This window comes from Paracoccus sp. 08, assembly GCF_024105395.1.
Taxonomy (GTDB): domain Bacteria; phylum Pseudomonadota; class Alphaproteobacteria; order Rhodobacterales; family Rhodobacteraceae; genus Paracoccus; species Paracoccus marcusii.
Genome location: NZ_WEKR01000014.1, coordinates 32,953 through 46,874, shown reverse-complemented (window position 1 = coordinate 46,874; position 13,922 = coordinate 32,953). Strand labels below are relative to the sequence as shown.

Genomic DNA, 13,922 nt, shown 5'->3' with positions numbered 1-13,922 from the left:
ATGGGCCGCCCGGTCGTCATTCATGTCGGCCCCGACGGCCCCATCGGTGCGGCGCTGGCGCGGATGTTTCAGGCCAACGGCCATCGCGCGGTCTGCCATGACGGCGGGCGCCTGGCTGCGGACATCGTCTATGCGATGGGGCAGGGGACGCAGCCCCTGCGCGGCTGGCCCAACGCGCGGCTGATCGCCGGGTTGTACCGCGACCGGCCCCATTGGCGCCCGACATTGCAGGCCTGGCGCTGCGTCGCCTTTCTGCGCGACCGTCTGCCCGACGCGCTCTTCCTGCTGACCATCCCGCCCCGCCATCGCTGGCCCGAAGGGATGCAGGCGCATCTGGACGCGACGCGCGCCCTGTTCGCGGACGACACGCGGCTGATCACGCTGGACCTGACCGACAGCACCCCCGCGGATCTGGCTGCCCGATTGCGGCCGATGCTGGCGCTGGACCGGGGGCTGCCAGACCACTGGCCCGACCACTGGCCCGTCCCGGACCCCGTCGTGGACCCGCCGCCGATGCCCAAGGCACCGCCGGGCTGGGCGCAGGATGTCGCGCGCTTCTGTCTTGCGGGCCTGGACCCCGGTGCGGCAGGCGGCGCGCAGGGGCTGTCGGGATTCGCCTGCCGTTGGGACGGCACCCTGTCGGGCAGCGGCGCGGTGACCGACGCGGCGGGTGCGCCGCGGCAGTTCACCCTTCTGACGCCCCCCGGCCACCGCCCCCTGGCCCTGGCGCGCGAGGGGCGTCCCTTCAAGCTGATCCGGGCCGAGGGGGTGATCAACGACATCCTGGCGCTGGACCGCCGCGATCCGGTCTGGATCGACATGGAGGACAGCCGCTGGTTCGGCAGCCCCCAGGGCGCGCCCCTGGATCGTCCGGTCCTGTGCCACAACCGCCGGGCGGGGGCGGTGAACGCGGTCCTGTGGCCCCTGCCGGACCAGCACGCGATCGGCCTGCCGGGGTTCGATCCCGCCACGCCCGACGACGACATCTCCTGGGACCACAAGCAGGACCGGCTGGTGTGGCGCGGCATGATCTCGGGGTCGGAAATGCGCGATGGGGTCAAGCCCGGTCCCGCCAGCCATGTCTGGCTGCAGCGGTTGGCCCAGGCCGCCACCCCCGCGGATCGCGAGACCGCATGGCAGGGCCTGTGCCGCACCAACCGAATGGCCTTTGTCCGCCGGTTCCACGATCATCCCGATTTCGATGTGGGCATCGTCATGGCGCACGGTTTCCGCCAGCACGCCGACGACCCGCTGATCGCGCCCTATTGCCGCCCGCGCATGGGGCCGCGCGACTTTCGGGCCTATCGCTATCAGCTGTGCCTGTCGGGGTATGACCACGGGTCGAACTTCATCTCCGGGCTGGATCAGAACGGCGTGCTGCTGGCCGAGGATGACGGCTGGCAGGTGTTCTATTCGGGGCGCTTCCGGCCTTGGGAGCATTTCATCCCCGTCGCGCGCCACCTGACCGACCTGGAGGACAAGCTGGCCTGGGCCCGCGCCCATCCCGACGCCTGCCGCGCCATGTCGCGTGCCGCGCGCGCCGAGGCCGCGCATCTGCGCGACCCCGCCGCACGGGCGGACCTGATGCGTCTGATCCTCGACGGGCTGGCTGCGGCGCGCTAGAACACCGCCATGAGCACGATCCGCATCGAACCCCTGACCGCCGCCGCCTTCGCCCCCTTCGGCGAGGTGCTGACCCCGCGCGCGACGCCCGACCGCATGATCAATGCGGGCCGCTGCGAACGCCACCATGCCCTGGCCACCGTCGAACGCGGCGGCGGAGAGGCGATCATTTCCCTTTTTCGTAGCCAGGCCGTCAGCCTGCCCTATGACTGCACGCTGCTGGAACGTCACCCGCTTGGGTCGCAGGCGTTCATGCCGCTTGGCGACCAACCCTGGCTGTCGGTGGTCGCGCCCGATGACGACGGCCGACCCGGCGCCCTGCGGGCGTTCCTGGTCCCAGCGCATACCGGCGTGAACCTGCATGCGGGAACCTGGCACGGCGTGCTGACGCCCTTGGACCAGCCGGCCGATTTCCTGGTCGTGGACCGCGAGGGGCCCGGCACGAACCTAGAGGAAGTGACCATCCCCGCGGTGCGGATCACCGCATGACCCCCGATTACAGCGTCGAGACCCTGGCCATGGCCGGGGGCGCGCGTCGCGTGGCGGGCGTGGACGAGGCCGGGCGCGGTCCGCTGGCCGGCCCCGTCACCGCGGCGGCCGTGGTGCTGGACCCGCAGAACATCCCTGACGGTCTGAACGACAGCAAGAAGCTGACCGCCGCGCGGCGCGACGCGCTGGCCGCTTGGATCATGGCGCATTGCGACTGGTCCGTGGCCCATGTCGATCCGGTCGAAATCGACGCCCTGAACATCTTGCGCGCCAGCCATGTCGCGATGTGCCGCGCCCTGGCCGGGCTGCGCCAGCCGCCCTGCCACGTGCTGATCGACGGCAACATGCTGCCCCGCGATCTGACCCTGCCTGCGCAGGCGGTGGTCAAGGGCGATGCGCGCTGCCTGTCGATCGCCGCGGCCTCGATCGTGGCCAAGGTGTTGCGCGACCGCATCATGGTGGATTTGGCGCAACAGCACCCCGGATATGGCTGGGACGTGAATGCCGGATACCCCACGCCGGGCCACAAGCGCGCCCTGCTAGATCTGGGGATAACCCCACATCATAGGCGGTCGTTCAGGCCGGTCCACAACATCTTGTGTAAAGCCCCTTTGGTAAGTGACTGATTCGAAAAAGAAATTGACGGCGATTCGCATCTGAATCATCTTTGGGGACATACCAGACCGGCAAAAGCCGGCATTTCCCGAAGGCAGAGCATGACGAAAACCAAGGACCAGCGCGCGGATTCCGCGCGGCCATTACCGCTGAACCAGATTCTGGGCGGGGATTGCATCGAGATCATGAATAGCCTGCCCGCGGGCAGCGTGGACCTGATCTTTGCCGATCCGCCCTATAATTTGCAGCTGAAGGGCGACCTGCATCGCCCCGACAACAGCCTGGTCGATGCGGTGGACGATCACTGGGACCAGTTTTCCAGCTTTGCCACCTATGATGCCTTCACCCGCGACTGGCTGGCCGCCGCCCGCCGCCTGCTGAAGCCGAACGGCGCGATCTGGGTGATCGGCAGCTATCACAACATCTTCCGCGTCGGCGCCGAACTGCAGAACCAGCAGTTCTGGATCATGAACGACGTGATCTGGCGCAAGTCGAACCCGATGCCGAACTTTCGCGGCAAGCGCCTGACCAACGCGCATGAGACGCTGATCTGGGCGGCAAAGTCGGAAAGCTCGAAATACACGTTCAACTACGAGGCGCTGAAGTCGCTGAACGAGGGCGTCCAGATGCGCAGCGATTGGGTGCTGCCGATCTGCAACGGCGGCGAGCGGCTGAAGGACGCGGCCGGCGACAAGGCCCATCCGACGCAAAAGCCAGAATCGCTGCTGCACCGGGTGATCCTGGGCACGACCAACCCCGGCGACGTGGTGCTGGACCCGTTCTTCGGCACCGGCACCACCGGTGCGGTCGCCAAGATGCTGGGCCGCGACTATATCGGGATCGAGCGCGAGGAGGCCTATCGCGAGGTCGCGGGCCGCCGCCTGTCGCGCGTCCGCCGGCTGGATGCCGACGCCATCGCCACCACCCGCGCCAAGCGCGCCGAGGTGCGCATCCCCTTCGGGCAGGTCATCGAACGCGGCATGCTGCGCCCCGGAGAGGAGTTGTTCTCGATCGGTAACCGCCACAAGGCCAAGGTCCGTGCCGATGGGTCACTGATCGGGAACGATGTCAAGGGATCGATCCACCAGGTCGGCGCCGCGCTGGAAGGCGCGCCCAGCTGCAACGGCTGGACCTATTGGCATTTCCGGCGCGAGGGCAAGATGATCCCGCTGGACATTCTGCGCCAGCAGATCCGTGCCGAGATGGAGGGCGACGCCCCCCGGCCCAACTGAGCTTCACCCTTCGCCCGTTCCCCCCGCGCCATGCGCGCGGCCGGAACCACCTTGCCCCGCCATGTTCGCATGGCGGGGAATTTTCATCCGTCAGCCGTTCATCGACCGCATGAAGGCCGCGATGCTTTCGGCGTCGTCCTGGTCGGACCCGGCACGGTCGCGCCGTTCGGCCAGCCATTCCAGCAGCGATGCGGCCTCGCGGTCGGAAAACCGCATCTCCCAGTCACTGAACAGGCGCTGTTGCAGCGGGCCCTGGTCCAGCACCGTGAAGTTCAGGTGGCGGTCATCCTCGCGCAGCACGTCGATCAGCCGGAACAGGCGAAAGCGCGGCCCCTCGACCCATTGGAAGAACAGCCCGTCCTCGTGGTGCAGGCATCCGGTCAGCCCCGCCGCCCGGTTGCGGTCGCGCGCATGATGCAGGATGCGTTCCAGGTCGTCGCGTTGCATGCCGGGACGGGCCACGCTGCGGTACAGAAGATAGCCCAGACTGTCGCCCGCGGCGAAGTGATAGGGCTGCGCATCGCTGTGCATCAGCATCGAATCGTCGTTCATTCCGGTCGGTCCCTGTTACGCCTTGGGACATTTTTCCATTTTGTGCACACAATGCAAGGTTGCGCCCGGAACAAGCTGCGCAGCCTTTTAGCGATATTTGCCGGCCCCTGCGGCATGCGCGCTACAGCGCGTTGCGGGGCAGGGGCAGGGTGCCGCGGTTATAGTCGGTCCAGTCGGTGATCTCTGGATAGAACTGGCGCCGCCAGGCGCGCACGCGGGGGTTCATGCGCCGCCGCCACAGCGGCGGGACCATCGCCAGTAGCGTCATCGCCGGATAGCCCATCGGCAGCTGCGGCGCCTCGTCCGCGCCATAGGTCTGCAGCAGCGGAAAGCGGCGGTCGGGCTTTGTGTGATGGTCTGAATGGCGCTGCAGGTTGATCAGCAGCCAGTTGGTCGCGGTGTGGCTGGCGTTCCAGCTGTGGCGCGGGCGGACGGGTTCATAGCGGCCGTCCCCCAGATGCTTGCGCGACAGCCCGTAATGTTCGACGTAATTCGTCAGCTCCAGCTGCCAGACGGCGATCAGCGCCTGGAACAGGAACAGCCCCAGCCCGGTCCAGCCGCCCACGGCCATGGCCAGCCCCAGCATCGCACCCTGCAGCACGCCGTAACGCCAGAAGGGGTTGCGGCGGTCCCAAGGGCTGCGGCCCGCGCGGGCCAGGAACCGCGTCTCGGCCCGCCACGCGCTGCGGGGGCCGTCGATCAGGACGCGGGCGAAGAAGCGGTGGAAGCCTTCGTTGTAGCGGGCCGAAACGGCGTCGCGCGGGGTCGATACCCAGCTGTGATGCACCAGCAGGTGTTCGGTGCGGAAATGCGAATAAAGGACCGACGCCAGCAGCAGATCCCCCAGCCAGCGTTCGGCCGGCGTCTTCTGGTGCAGCAGTTCATGCGCATAGACGATGCCGACGCTGCCCGACATGACGCCGATGGCAAAGAACAGCCCAAGCGATTCCCACCCCGACAGGTGGTCCGTGCGCCCGGCCACCCACAGGCAGGCCAGAATCGTGGCCGCCTGCAGCGGGAACCAGATCAGCGTCACGGCGCGGTGCCAGAACAGCTGGTCGGTGGTGGTGTCCGGGTCGGGATTGGCCTCGTTCAGGCCCAGCACGCGGTCCAGAACCGTGGTCAGATACCAGGCATAGACTGGCACGATTAGCCACCACATCCCACCGCCCCAGGCCGCCAGCGCGACCAGGGGGATCAGGGCGACGGACAGCCAGAAGGGCGCCGCGGCGGGCAAGGGGGCATGGCTCATGCCGCGATGCTACCTCTGAAGATGCGGCTGCGCCATATCCCAGGCCTTGCGCATCAGCCCCGGCAGGGCGTCGCGGTCGATCTGCCGCAGGGGGACCAGTTCCCCGCGCGTGGGATTGCCGGTCAGATCGCCCAGCAGCACGGTCAGATCCAGCGTGAAATGCGTGAAGACATGGCGCACGGCGCCCAGGTCGCGCCAGTCGGCGGGGCCAGGCGGGGGCATGTCGCGCCCGTCCCATTGGGCCGACGGAAAGGCCAGCGTGCCGCCCAGCAGCCCCTTGGGCGGGCGGTGTTCCAGCACAAGCGCATCGCCCTGGCGCGCCAGCCAGACCACGCCCTGACGCGTGGGCTTGGCGGCCTTGGGGGTCTTGCGGGGCAGTTCGGCCGCGATCCCCTGGGCGCGGGCGTCGCACTGGGCCTGGACGGGGCAGATGACGCAGGCGGGGCTGCGGGGCGTGCAGATGGTCGCGCCCAGGTCCATCATCGCCTGCGCGTAATCGCCCGGGCGGGACTGCGGTGTCAGCCCGTCGGCCAGCGCCACCAGTTCCGGTTTCGCGCGGGGCAGGGGTGTCTGGACCGCGAACAGCCGCGACACCACGCGTTCGACATTGCCGTCCACCACGGTTTCCACCCGGTCGAAGGCGATCGAGGCGATCGCGGCCGATGTATAGGCCCCGATCCCCGGCAGCGCGGACAACCCGTCGCGCATGTCGGGAAAGCCGCCCCGCGCCGCCACCGCACGGGCGCAGGCCAGCAGGTTTCGGGCGCGGGCGTAGTATCCCAACCCCGCCCATTCGGCCATCACCTGCGCGTCATCGGCCGCCGCAAGGTCCTGGACCGTCGGCCACAGCGCGGTGAACCGCAGGAAATACGCCTTGACCGCCGCGACGGTGGTCTGCTGCAGCATCACCTCGGACAGCCAGACGCGATAGGGGTCGGCAGGGCCGCCGCCGGGGGGCACCCGCCAGGGCAGGCTGCGGGCATGGCGGTCGTACCAATCCAGCAGGTCGGGGGCGATCACCTTGCTTTCACGCAATTATGTGGGCCTTTGCAAAAGGGCGCGCTTTCATCCGGGGGGATGGCTGGCTAAGAATGGCCGGGTGATAGCAGCAAAGGCGCCCATGGCCCACCCGTCCGACGCCCCAAAGACCCGGATCCGTCGTCGCAGCCGCGGCTTTCAGGCGGCAGCCACCCTGCTGGCCGACCGCGTCCAGAAGGCGGCCGAGGGGCGCGGATTCGCGGTCACCCGCCTGCTGACCAACTGGGCCGAGATCGCGGGCCCGCAGCTGGCCCCCGTCACCCGTCCGGTCCGCATCAGCCACGCCCGCACGGGCTTTGGCGCCACACTGACGCTGCTGACCACCGGCCCCATGGCGCCCATGGTCGAGATGCAGCTGCCCCGGCTGCGCGACCGCGTCAACGCCTGCTACGGCTATAACGCCGTCAGCCGCATCACCCTGACGCAGACCGCCGCAACCGGCTTTGCCGAAGGGCAGGCGGCCTTTTCCCATGCGCCCCGCCCGGACCGCGCGCCCGATCCCGCGATCGTGGCGCAGGCCCGGGGGGTGGGGCAGCAGTTTTCCGATCCGACCCTTGCCCAGGCCATGGCGCAACTGGCGATGAACGTCGCCAGCCGCCGGACCTGACATGACATGCACGACCTGAAAGGACTTTCCATGTTTCTGCGATTTGCCGCAACCGCCGTCGCGATGACCCTGGCCGCCCCCGCCTTTGCGCAGGACGCCGCCGCGACCCCCGAAACCCTGCCCGACATCGCCCAGGGCGCCGAGGACGCGCCCCTGACGATCGTCGAATACGCCAGCTTCACCTGCGGGCATTGCGCGAATTTCCACGCCAACGTCTATCCGCAGCTCAAGGCGGAATACATCGACACCGGCAAGGTCCGCTTCGTGCAGCGCGACGTCTACTTCGACCAGCCGGGCCTGTGGGCCGGAATCCTGGCGCGCTGCGGTGGCGACGACAAGTTCTTCCCCGTGTCCGGGATGCTGTTCGACGAACAGGAACAGTGGCTGGCCGGCGGTTCGGGCGACGAGATCGCGACGAACCTGCGCCGCATCGGCCTGAAGGCCGGGATGACCGAGGAACAGATGACCGCCTGCTGGGAGGACACCGCCAAGGTCGAACAGCTGATCGCCACGTTCCAGACGAACGCCACCGCCGACGAGGTCGAGGCCACCCCGACCTTCATCATCGGCGGAGAGAAGGTGTCGAACCAGCCCTGGGACAGCATGAAGGAAATCATCGACACCAAGCTGGCCGAGGCCGCCCCGGCCGAGTGACGCATCGCCCTACAGGGCCCCGTGACGGGGTCTTGCACGCGCGCGATTGATTTTCGCCCGGAATGGTCGCAGGATCGGCGGGCGCGGAATTGACGCGCAGCACGGGGACAGTGTGTCATGATTCAGGAATTCAAGACTTTCATTGCCCGCGGCAACGTCATCGACCTTGCCGTGGGCATCATCATCGGCGCGGCCTTCACGGGCATCGTCAATTCGCTGGTCGTCGACCTGATCAACCCGATCCTGGGGTTGATGACCGGCGGGATCGATTTCACCGACAAGTACGTCGTTCTGTCCGGTAACGTGGCCGACGGGGCCAGTCTGGCCGCCGCCCGCGATTCCGGGGCGGCGATCTTTGCCTATGGCGCCTTCGCGATGGCGGTGTTGAACTTCCTGATCGTGGCCTGGGCGGTGTTCCTGCTGGTCAAGGGCGTGAACCGCCTGCAGCGCGCCGCGATGCGCAAGGAGGAGGCCAAGGAGACCCCCCCGGCCGGCCCCACCCAGGAAGAGCTGCTGGCGCAGATCCGCGACCTGCTGGCCGACCGCGCCAGCCCCGCCTGACGCCTACAGCCCCAGCACCGATGCCGGGGTGACGGCATCCAGGCCCAGGGCCTCGCCCACCGGGGGCGAGGTCAGCTGGCCCTCGTGGACCGACAGCCCGGCGCGCAGATGCGCGTCATCGGTCAGCGCGCGGCGCCAGCCCTTGTCGGCCAGGGCCAGCAGATGCGGCATGGTCACGTTGCCAAGCGCCTGCGTGCTGGTGCGGGCCACCGCGCCCGGCATGTTCGCCACGCAGTAATGCACGATTCCGTCGACGTCATAGATGGGGTCCTGGTGCGTGGTGGCGCGCGACGTCTCGAAGCAACCGCCCTGATCGATCGCCACGTCGACCAGAACCGCGCCCTGCGGCATGGTCGACAGCTGGTCGCGGCTGATCAGCTTGGGCGCGGCGGCGCCGGGGATCAGGATCGCGCCGATCACCATGTCGGCCGTGCGGATCGCCTCGGCCGTGGCCGCGGCGCTGGCGAACTGGGTGGTCAGGCGGCCCATGAAGATGTCGTCCAGATAGGACAGGCGCGGCACCGACCGGTCCATGACCGTCACGTTGGCCCCCATGCCGACCGCCACGCGCGCCGCCGCGGTGCCCACCACGCCGCCGCCGATCACCACGACATTCGCAGGCCGCACGCCGGGCACGCCGCCCATCAGCATGCCGCGGCCGCCATTGGCCTTTTGCAGCGCCCATGCGCCGACCTGCGGGGCCAGGCGACCGGCGACCTCGGACATCGGGGCCAGCAGGGGCAGGCCGCCGCGCGCGTCGGTCACCGTCTCGTAGGCGATGGCGGTCACGCCGCTGTCCAGCAGGTCGCGGGTCTGGTCCGGATCGGGCGCCAGGTGCAGATAGGTGAACAGGATCTGGCCGCGGGCCAGCATCTTGCGTTCGGCGGCCTGCGGCTCCTTGACCTTGATGATCAGTTCGGCCTCGGCGAACACCGTCGCCGCGTCGGGGGCGATCGTGGCGCTGGCATCGACGTAGTCCTGGTCCGCGAATCCCGCGCCCAGGCCCGCGCCGGACTGGACCAGCACGTCATGGCCGCGCAGCACGGCCTCGGCGGCGGCGGCGGGGGTCAGGCCGACGCGGAATTCCTGCGGCTTGATTTCGGTGGGGCATCCAATCTTCATGGTCTCTCCTCCCAGAGCTATGGTCCGATGATGCCCCGTCCGGCCCGCAAGGTGCTGCGAACATTCCCTTGATAGGCGGATGATCGACGAAGAAACCGCTGGCATCGGGACCGGTCTTCGAAGATTCTGCCGGCATGGCCGATCTTGACGCAATAGACCGACGAATCCTGTCCCTGCTTCAGACCGAGGGACGAATCAGCAATGCCGAGCTGGCGCTGCGGGTGCATCTTTCCCCGTCGGCCTGCCACAGGCGCGTTCAGCGGCTGGAGGAGGCCGGCGTCATCTCGGGCTATGTCGCGCTGCTGGATGCGCGCGCCCTGCGCCGCCAGACAACGGTCTTCGTCGAGATCACCCTGTCGGGTCAGGCGGACGAGGTTCTGGACGCCTTCGAACGCGGCGTGCGCACCATCCCGGACGTGCTGGAGTGTCACCTGATGGCGGGCACGGCCGACTATCTGCTGAAGATCGTGGTCGAGGATACCGACGACTTCGCCCGCATCCACCGTCAGCACCTGTCGCGCCTGCCGGGAGTTGCCCAGATGCATTCCAGCTTCGCCCTGCGCACGGTGTTCCGGACCACCGCGATTCCCGTCTGATCGGCGGTCAGGGAACCCTGCGGGCCCGGATGCGCGTTATGCCGCCAGACAGACAACAGGAGACGCACGATGCTGAAGACTCCGTTCAAGGCCCTGCTGGTCGGCGGCCAGATCGCCGCGGCCAGCCTGATGGCCACGACCGCGATCGCACAGACCACCGTGATCGAGACCCCCGAATCGACCGTCATCGTCCCCGATGACGCGCTGGAGGAATCGCCGTCCGGCGGCTTCGTCTCGGAAAGCGATTATCCGCGGCTGGAAAGCCTGGAGAATTATGAGGCCATCGCCGACACCCTGTCCGACCAGGGCTATTCCGACATCTACATCCAGCGCGAGGGGCCCATCCTGACGGTGACCGCACAACGCGCCGGCGTGCCGACCGAACTGGTCTACAGCACCGCCAACGGGCGGCTGGTCTCGGTGAACGGGGTAGAGACGCGTGCCGACCCCGAGACATCCTCGGCAGGCGATGATTCCGGCGCGGCGCCCGTCGGCACGGCAGGCGCCGTGGACGACGGCGCGACCGATGACGGATCGACCGATGATGGCCCTACGGATGACGGTGCCGGTGATGACGGCATGGATGGCGGGGCCGGTGATGACGGTGCCGCGGATGGCGGTTCGGACGATGGCGCCGACGGCGGCGCATCCGACGGCGGCGCGTCTGATGGCGGCACGTCTGATGGCGGCACTGACGGTGGATCCGACGGCGGTGATTCGGATGGCGGTTCGGACGGTGGTTCCGACGGCGGATCGGATAGCGGTTCCGACGGCGGTTCGGACAGCAACGGCTGATCGCGTCCCGGATTGACGCAGCGCGAAAGAAAACCCCCGCGGCATGGCGCCGCGGGGGTTTTCAAATGACACAAGATCGCGTCGTCTTACAGCGCGCCTTCGCGCTGTGCCTTTTTACGGGCCAGCTTGCGGGCGCGGCGAACGGCCTCGGCCTTTTCACGGGCTTTCTTGACCGACGGCTTCTCGAAATGCTGCTTGAGCTTCATTTCGCGGAAGACACCTTCGCGCTGAAGTTTCTTCTTCAGAGCACGGAGCGCCTGTTCGACGTTGTTGTCGCGAACATTGACCTGCATGTGGTTGTCACCACCTTCCTAGGTTAGAGTTGATAGATTGCAGGAAGCGTCCCCCTAACAGGGGCGGGCGCAAATGTCCAGACGAGGTATGCATGACCAACACCGACCGGGACGCGCTGCTGGATGCCGCATTGGTCCATGTCCCCTTCGAGGGGATGAACGAGCGGGCGCTGGCCGCCGGTGCGCGCGACATCGGCATGGATGCGGCCCTGATCCGGGTGCATTTCCCGCAGGGCGGCGCCGGACTGGCCGCCGCCTATCACCGTCGTGCCGACCGGGCGCTGCGCGAGGCCTTGGCCGCCACCCCGCTGGAGGGGCGGTTCCGCGACCGCGTGGCCCAGGCCCTGTGGCAGCGGCTGGAGCTGTCGGACCCAGAACTGGTCCGTGCCGGGGCCGCGACGCTGGCGTTGCCGCAGAATGCGGCCCTGGCCGCGCGGCTGGTCTGGGAGACCGCGGACGTGATCTGGACCGCACTGGGCGATCGGTCGCAGGACGTGAACTGGTATTCGAAACGCGCGACGCTGACGGCCGTGATCTCGGCCACGGTGCTGTTCTGGCTGGGCGACGAGTCCGAGGGCCGCGCCGACACCCGCGCCTTCATCGACCGCCGCATCGACGGCGTGATGTCGGTCGAGACCGTCAAGGCGCGCCTGCGCAGCCTGCCCGGCGCCTCCAGGCTGGCCGATGCCGCCCTGGGCTGGATCCGTGCTCCCCGCGACCGGGCGCTGCCCGGCAAGACCCGATAAGGACGACCCCATGTTCCCCGACCAGATGACCGCCATCGAGATCGCAGGCCCCGGCGCCGCCGATCAGCTGCGCGCCACGACCCGGCCCGTGCCGGTGCCCTGCCATGACCAGATCCTGATCAAGATCGCCTATGCCGGCGTGAACCGTCCCGACGTGCTGCAGCGATCGGGCAGCTATGCCCCGCCGCCGGGCGCGTCCGACCTGCCCGGGCTGGAGGCCTCGGGCGAGATCGTGGGCCTTGGCGCGGGTGTCACGCGCTGGCGCAAGGGCGAACAGGTCTGCGCCCTGCTGCCCGGCGGCGGATATGCGGAATACGCGGTGTGCCACGCCGATCACGCGCTGCGCATCCCCAAGGGCCTGTCGCTGCGCGACGGGGCGTGCCTGCCCGAAACCGCCTTCACCGTCTGGTCGAACGTCGTCCAGCGCGGTGGGCTGACCGGGGGCGACCGCTTTCTGGTCCATGGCGGAACCTCCGGCATCGGCATGATGGCCATCCAGATCGCCCATGCCCTGGGCGCGCGCGTCTTTGCCACCGCGGGCAGCGACGACAAATGCGCGGCCATCACCGCGCTTGGCGCCACCGCCATCAATTATCGCAGCCAGGATTTCACCAAGGTGCTGGCCGAGGCGGGTGGTGCGGACCTGATCCTGGACATGGTCGGGGGCAGCTACATCCCCCGCAACATCAAGACGCTGGCCCAGGACGGGCGGCTGGTGATGATCGCCTTTCTGGAAGGCCCCAAGGTCGAGTTGAACTTTGCCCAGATCATGGTGAACCGCCTGACGATCACCGGGTCCACCCTGCGCCCGCAATCCGACGTCGCCAAGGCCGAAATCGCCGACCAGATCCGTAAGCGGCTGTGGCCGATGATCGCCGCCGGGTCGGTCGCCGTCACCATCGACAGCGAGTTCGCGCTGGCCGACGCGGCCGATGCCCATCGCCGGATGGAAAGCAGCGACCATATCGGCAAGATCGTCCTGAAGGTCGCGGGCTAGCGCACGGCCTCGATCAGCAGGCGGGGCGCGTCGCAGTCGCGGCGCGCGTCGGGCGCACAGGTCCGGGGTTCCAGGTCGCGGGTCAGGCAGATCCGCACCTCGGTCAGGGCGCCGTCGCGGCAGGCGATGGTTACGCCGTCGGCATCCAGGTCGGGGTTGGCCTCCAGCAAGGCCTCCTCGATCACCGCGGGCGGGGCCGCGACGTCGCGGGCCAGACCATCCAGCACCGGCGGGATGACGATGCCCTCTGCCGCCTGCCGGGTCGCGTCGTAATAGCCCGCGGCAGACAGCCCGCTGCAGCGGCCGTGCTTTTTCCACTGGTACCACGCCAGCCCGCCGGACCCCATCACGTCGGCCATCGCGGCGCTTTCGCGGCGCGACGGATCGCGTTCGGGCGTCGTGCAGTCCTGCGGCCAGCCGCGTTCGTATTGCGGCCACAGTCCGTGGACCGAAAAGTCGCGTGCCGTGCCGTCGCGGCATTCGGGGGCGTCGCGGTCGTCGCCCGTCGTGCTGCACCAGGTCGGCTGCCAGGACAGCGCCAGCACGTAATAATCGAACTGCCCCGCGACGTCGCGGGCGGCAAGGGGCAGGGGGGTCAGCAGGACCGCGAGGGTCAGGAACAGGATGCGCATCCTGCGACAATAGCGACGCCCGCGCCGGCATGCACCGGCAAACGTGCGAATCCTCTTTTCCCCGGCCTCCGAAATCGGTATACGACCTGCCAATTCCCCCCGAAAACGAGGAATGGCG

The 13,922-nt window shown here is 68.5% G+C and carries 17 protein-coding genes; 11 read left to right on the top strand and 6 right to left on the bottom strand.

Annotated features, from left to right (window positions below):
• The 4 genes from GBO37_RS06735 (at position 1) to GBO37_RS06720 (ending at position 3,959) form a co-directional block, all read left to right on the top strand.
• Entirely contained in the window at positions 1 to 1,623 is a 1,623-nt protein-coding gene (locus GBO37_RS06735; RefSeq protein WP_252928003.1) for a glycosyl transferase family 90, read from the top strand.
• A gap of 9 nt (positions 1,624 to 1,632) precedes the next feature.
• On the top strand, positions 1,633 to 2,112 hold the full coding sequence (locus GBO37_RS06730; protein WP_252928001.1) for an ureidoglycolate lyase: 480 nt from the start codon (positions 1,633 to 1,635) through the stop codon (positions 2,110 to 2,112).
• Positions 2,109 to 2,738 (top strand): ribonuclease HII, encoded by a 630-nt coding sequence (locus GBO37_RS06725; protein WP_045980957.1) that lies wholly within the window; start codon positions 2,109 to 2,111, stop codon positions 2,736 to 2,738. The genes GBO37_RS06730 and GBO37_RS06725 overlap by 4 nt, the downstream gene beginning before the upstream one ends.
• 90 nt (positions 2,739 to 2,828) lie before the next feature.
• Positions 2,829 to 3,959: a site-specific DNA-methyltransferase gene (locus GBO37_RS06720; RefSeq protein WP_045980956.1), complete on the top strand. Its 1,131-nt coding sequence runs from the start codon at positions 2,829 to 2,831 to the stop codon at positions 3,957 to 3,959.
• Between the two features lie 90 nt (positions 3,960 to 4,049).
• Here GBO37_RS06720 and GBO37_RS06715 read toward each other — a convergent pair whose 3' ends face one another.
• The 3 genes from GBO37_RS06715 to GBO37_RS06705 form a co-directional block, all read right to left on the bottom strand.
• Positions 4,050 to 4,511, bottom strand: a complete 462-nt coding sequence (locus GBO37_RS06715; protein ID WP_052714550.1) for a BLUF domain-containing protein — start codon at positions 4,509 to 4,511, stop codon at positions 4,050 to 4,052.
• A gap of 121 nt (positions 4,512 to 4,632) precedes the next feature.
• Entirely contained in the window at positions 4,633 to 5,763 is a 1,131-nt protein-coding gene (locus GBO37_RS06710; protein WP_252927999.1) for an alkane 1-monooxygenase, read from the bottom strand.
• Positions 5,764 to 5,772: 9 nt separating this feature from the next.
• A complete protein-coding gene (locus tag GBO37_RS06705; protein WP_252927996.1) occupies positions 5,773 to 6,798 on the bottom strand; it encodes an A/G-specific adenine glycosylase in 1,026 nt (341 codons plus the stop codon).
• Positions 6,799 to 6,883: 85 nt separating this feature from the next.
• Here GBO37_RS06705 and GBO37_RS06700 point away from each other — a divergent pair, with 85 nt between their 5' ends.
• From GBO37_RS06700 to mscL, 3 genes are all read left to right on the top strand, one after another.
• Positions 6,884 to 7,408 carry a DUF721 domain-containing protein gene (locus tag GBO37_RS06700; protein WP_045980953.1) on the top strand — a complete coding sequence of 175 codons (525 nt, stop codon included), beginning with the start codon at positions 6,884 to 6,886 and terminating at the stop codon, positions 7,406 to 7,408.
• A gap of 30 nt (positions 7,409 to 7,438) precedes the next feature.
• Positions 7,439 to 8,062, top strand: coding sequence for a DsbA family protein (locus GBO37_RS06695; RefSeq protein WP_127897739.1), 624 nt, complete (start codon positions 7,439 to 7,441; stop codon positions 8,060 to 8,062).
• 117 nt (positions 8,063 to 8,179) lie between these two features.
• The gene (gene mscL, locus GBO37_RS06690) at positions 8,180 to 8,623 is read left to right on the top strand and encodes a large conductance mechanosensitive channel protein MscL (RefSeq protein WP_045980951.1); all 444 of its coding nucleotides are present in this window, start codon (positions 8,180 to 8,182) and stop codon (positions 8,621 to 8,623) included.
• Positions 8,624 to 8,626: 3 nt separating this feature from the next.
• Here the strand turns inward: mscL and ald are convergent, their stop codons facing one another.
• Positions 8,627 to 9,745, bottom strand: coding sequence for an alanine dehydrogenase (gene ald, locus GBO37_RS06685; protein WP_252927995.1), 1,119 nt, complete (start codon positions 9,743 to 9,745; stop codon positions 8,627 to 8,629).
• A 134-nt stretch (positions 9,746 to 9,879) separates the two neighbouring features.
• Here ald and GBO37_RS06680 point away from each other — a divergent pair, with 134 nt between their 5' ends.
• Together GBO37_RS06680 and GBO37_RS06675 are read left to right on the top strand one after the other, a co-directional pair.
• Entirely contained in the window at positions 9,880 to 10,341 is a 462-nt protein-coding gene (locus GBO37_RS06680; RefSeq protein WP_046000877.1) for an Lrp/AsnC family transcriptional regulator, read from the top strand.
• A 69-nt stretch (positions 10,342 to 10,410) separates the two neighbouring features.
• Positions 10,411 to 11,136, top strand: coding sequence for a hypothetical protein (locus GBO37_RS06675; protein ID WP_252927993.1), 726 nt, complete (start codon positions 10,411 to 10,413; stop codon positions 11,134 to 11,136).
• Between the two features lie 86 nt (positions 11,137 to 11,222).
• Here GBO37_RS06675 and rpsU read toward each other — a convergent pair whose 3' ends face one another.
• On the bottom strand, positions 11,223 to 11,429 hold the full coding sequence (rpsU, locus tag GBO37_RS06670; RefSeq protein ID WP_081994671.1) for a 30S ribosomal protein S21: 207 nt from the start codon (positions 11,427 to 11,429) through the stop codon (positions 11,223 to 11,225).
• 92 nt (positions 11,430 to 11,521) lie between these two features.
• Here rpsU and GBO37_RS06665 point away from each other — a divergent pair, with 92 nt between their 5' ends.
• Both GBO37_RS06665 and GBO37_RS06660 read left to right on the top strand, forming a co-directional pair.
• Positions 11,522 to 12,175, top strand: coding sequence for a COQ9 family protein (locus GBO37_RS06665; protein ID WP_046000747.1), 654 nt, complete (start codon positions 11,522 to 11,524; stop codon positions 12,173 to 12,175).
• Between the two features lie 10 nt (positions 12,176 to 12,185).
• Complete coding sequence (locus tag GBO37_RS06660; RefSeq protein WP_045980946.1) at positions 12,186 to 13,172, top strand: NAD(P)H-quinone oxidoreductase; 987 nt, start codon at positions 12,186 to 12,188, stop codon at positions 13,170 to 13,172.
• Here GBO37_RS06660 and GBO37_RS06655 read toward each other — a convergent pair.
• On the bottom strand, positions 13,169 to 13,804 hold the full coding sequence (locus GBO37_RS06655; RefSeq protein ID WP_252927991.1) for a ribonuclease T2: 636 nt from the start codon (positions 13,802 to 13,804) through the stop codon (positions 13,169 to 13,171). The two genes, GBO37_RS06660 and GBO37_RS06655, sit on opposite strands and share 4 nt — an antisense overlap.
• Between the last annotated feature and the right edge of the window lie 118 nt (positions 13,805 to 13,922).

What these genes read in the sequence shown, in the direction of transcription:
- GBO37_RS06735 (WP_252928003.1), top strand. Translation starts at nt 1, where the DNA reads ATGGGCCGCCCGGTCGTCATTCATGTCGGCCCCGACGGCCCCATCGGT.
- GBO37_RS06730 (WP_252928001.1), top strand. Translation starts at nt 1,633, where the DNA reads ATGAGCACGATCCGCATCGAACCCCTGACCGCCGCCGCCTTCGCCCCC.
- GBO37_RS06725 (WP_045980957.1), top strand. Translation starts at nt 2,109, where the DNA reads ATGACCCCCGATTACAGCGTCGAGACCCTGGCCATGGCCGGGGGCGCG.
- GBO37_RS06720 (WP_045980956.1), top strand. Translation starts at nt 2,829, where the DNA reads ATGACGAAAACCAAGGACCAGCGCGCGGATTCCGCGCGGCCATTACCG.
- GBO37_RS06715 (WP_052714550.1), bottom strand. Translation starts at nt 4,511, where the DNA reads ATGAACGACGATTCGATGCTGATGCACAGCGATGCGCAGCCCTATCAC.
- GBO37_RS06710 (WP_252927999.1), bottom strand. Translation starts at nt 5,763, where the DNA reads ATGAGCCATGCCCCCTTGCCCGCCGCGGCGCCCTTCTGGCTGTCCGTC.
- GBO37_RS06700 (WP_045980953.1), top strand. Translation starts at nt 6,884, where the DNA reads ATGGCCCACCCGTCCGACGCCCCAAAGACCCGGATCCGTCGTCGCAGC.
- GBO37_RS06695 (WP_127897739.1), top strand. Translation starts at nt 7,439, where the DNA reads ATGTTTCTGCGATTTGCCGCAACCGCCGTCGCGATGACCCTGGCCGCC.
- mscL (WP_045980951.1), top strand. Translation starts at nt 8,180, where the DNA reads ATGATTCAGGAATTCAAGACTTTCATTGCCCGCGGCAACGTCATCGAC.
- ald (WP_252927995.1), bottom strand. Translation starts at nt 9,745, where the DNA reads ATGAAGATTGGATGCCCCACCGAAATCAAGCCGCAGGAATTCCGCGTC.
- GBO37_RS06680 (WP_046000877.1), top strand. Translation starts at nt 9,880, where the DNA reads ATGGCCGATCTTGACGCAATAGACCGACGAATCCTGTCCCTGCTTCAG.
- GBO37_RS06675 (WP_252927993.1), top strand. Translation starts at nt 10,411, where the DNA reads ATGCTGAAGACTCCGTTCAAGGCCCTGCTGGTCGGCGGCCAGATCGCC.
- rpsU (WP_081994671.1), bottom strand. Translation starts at nt 11,429, where the DNA reads ATGCAGGTCAATGTTCGCGACAACAACGTCGAACAGGCGCTCCGTGCT.
- GBO37_RS06665 (WP_046000747.1), top strand. Translation starts at nt 11,522, where the DNA reads ATGACCAACACCGACCGGGACGCGCTGCTGGATGCCGCATTGGTCCAT.
- GBO37_RS06660 (WP_045980946.1), top strand. Translation starts at nt 12,186, where the DNA reads ATGTTCCCCGACCAGATGACCGCCATCGAGATCGCAGGCCCCGGCGCC.
- GBO37_RS06655 (WP_252927991.1), bottom strand. Translation starts at nt 13,804, where the DNA reads ATGCGCATCCTGTTCCTGACCCTCGCGGTCCTGCTGACCCCCCTGCCC.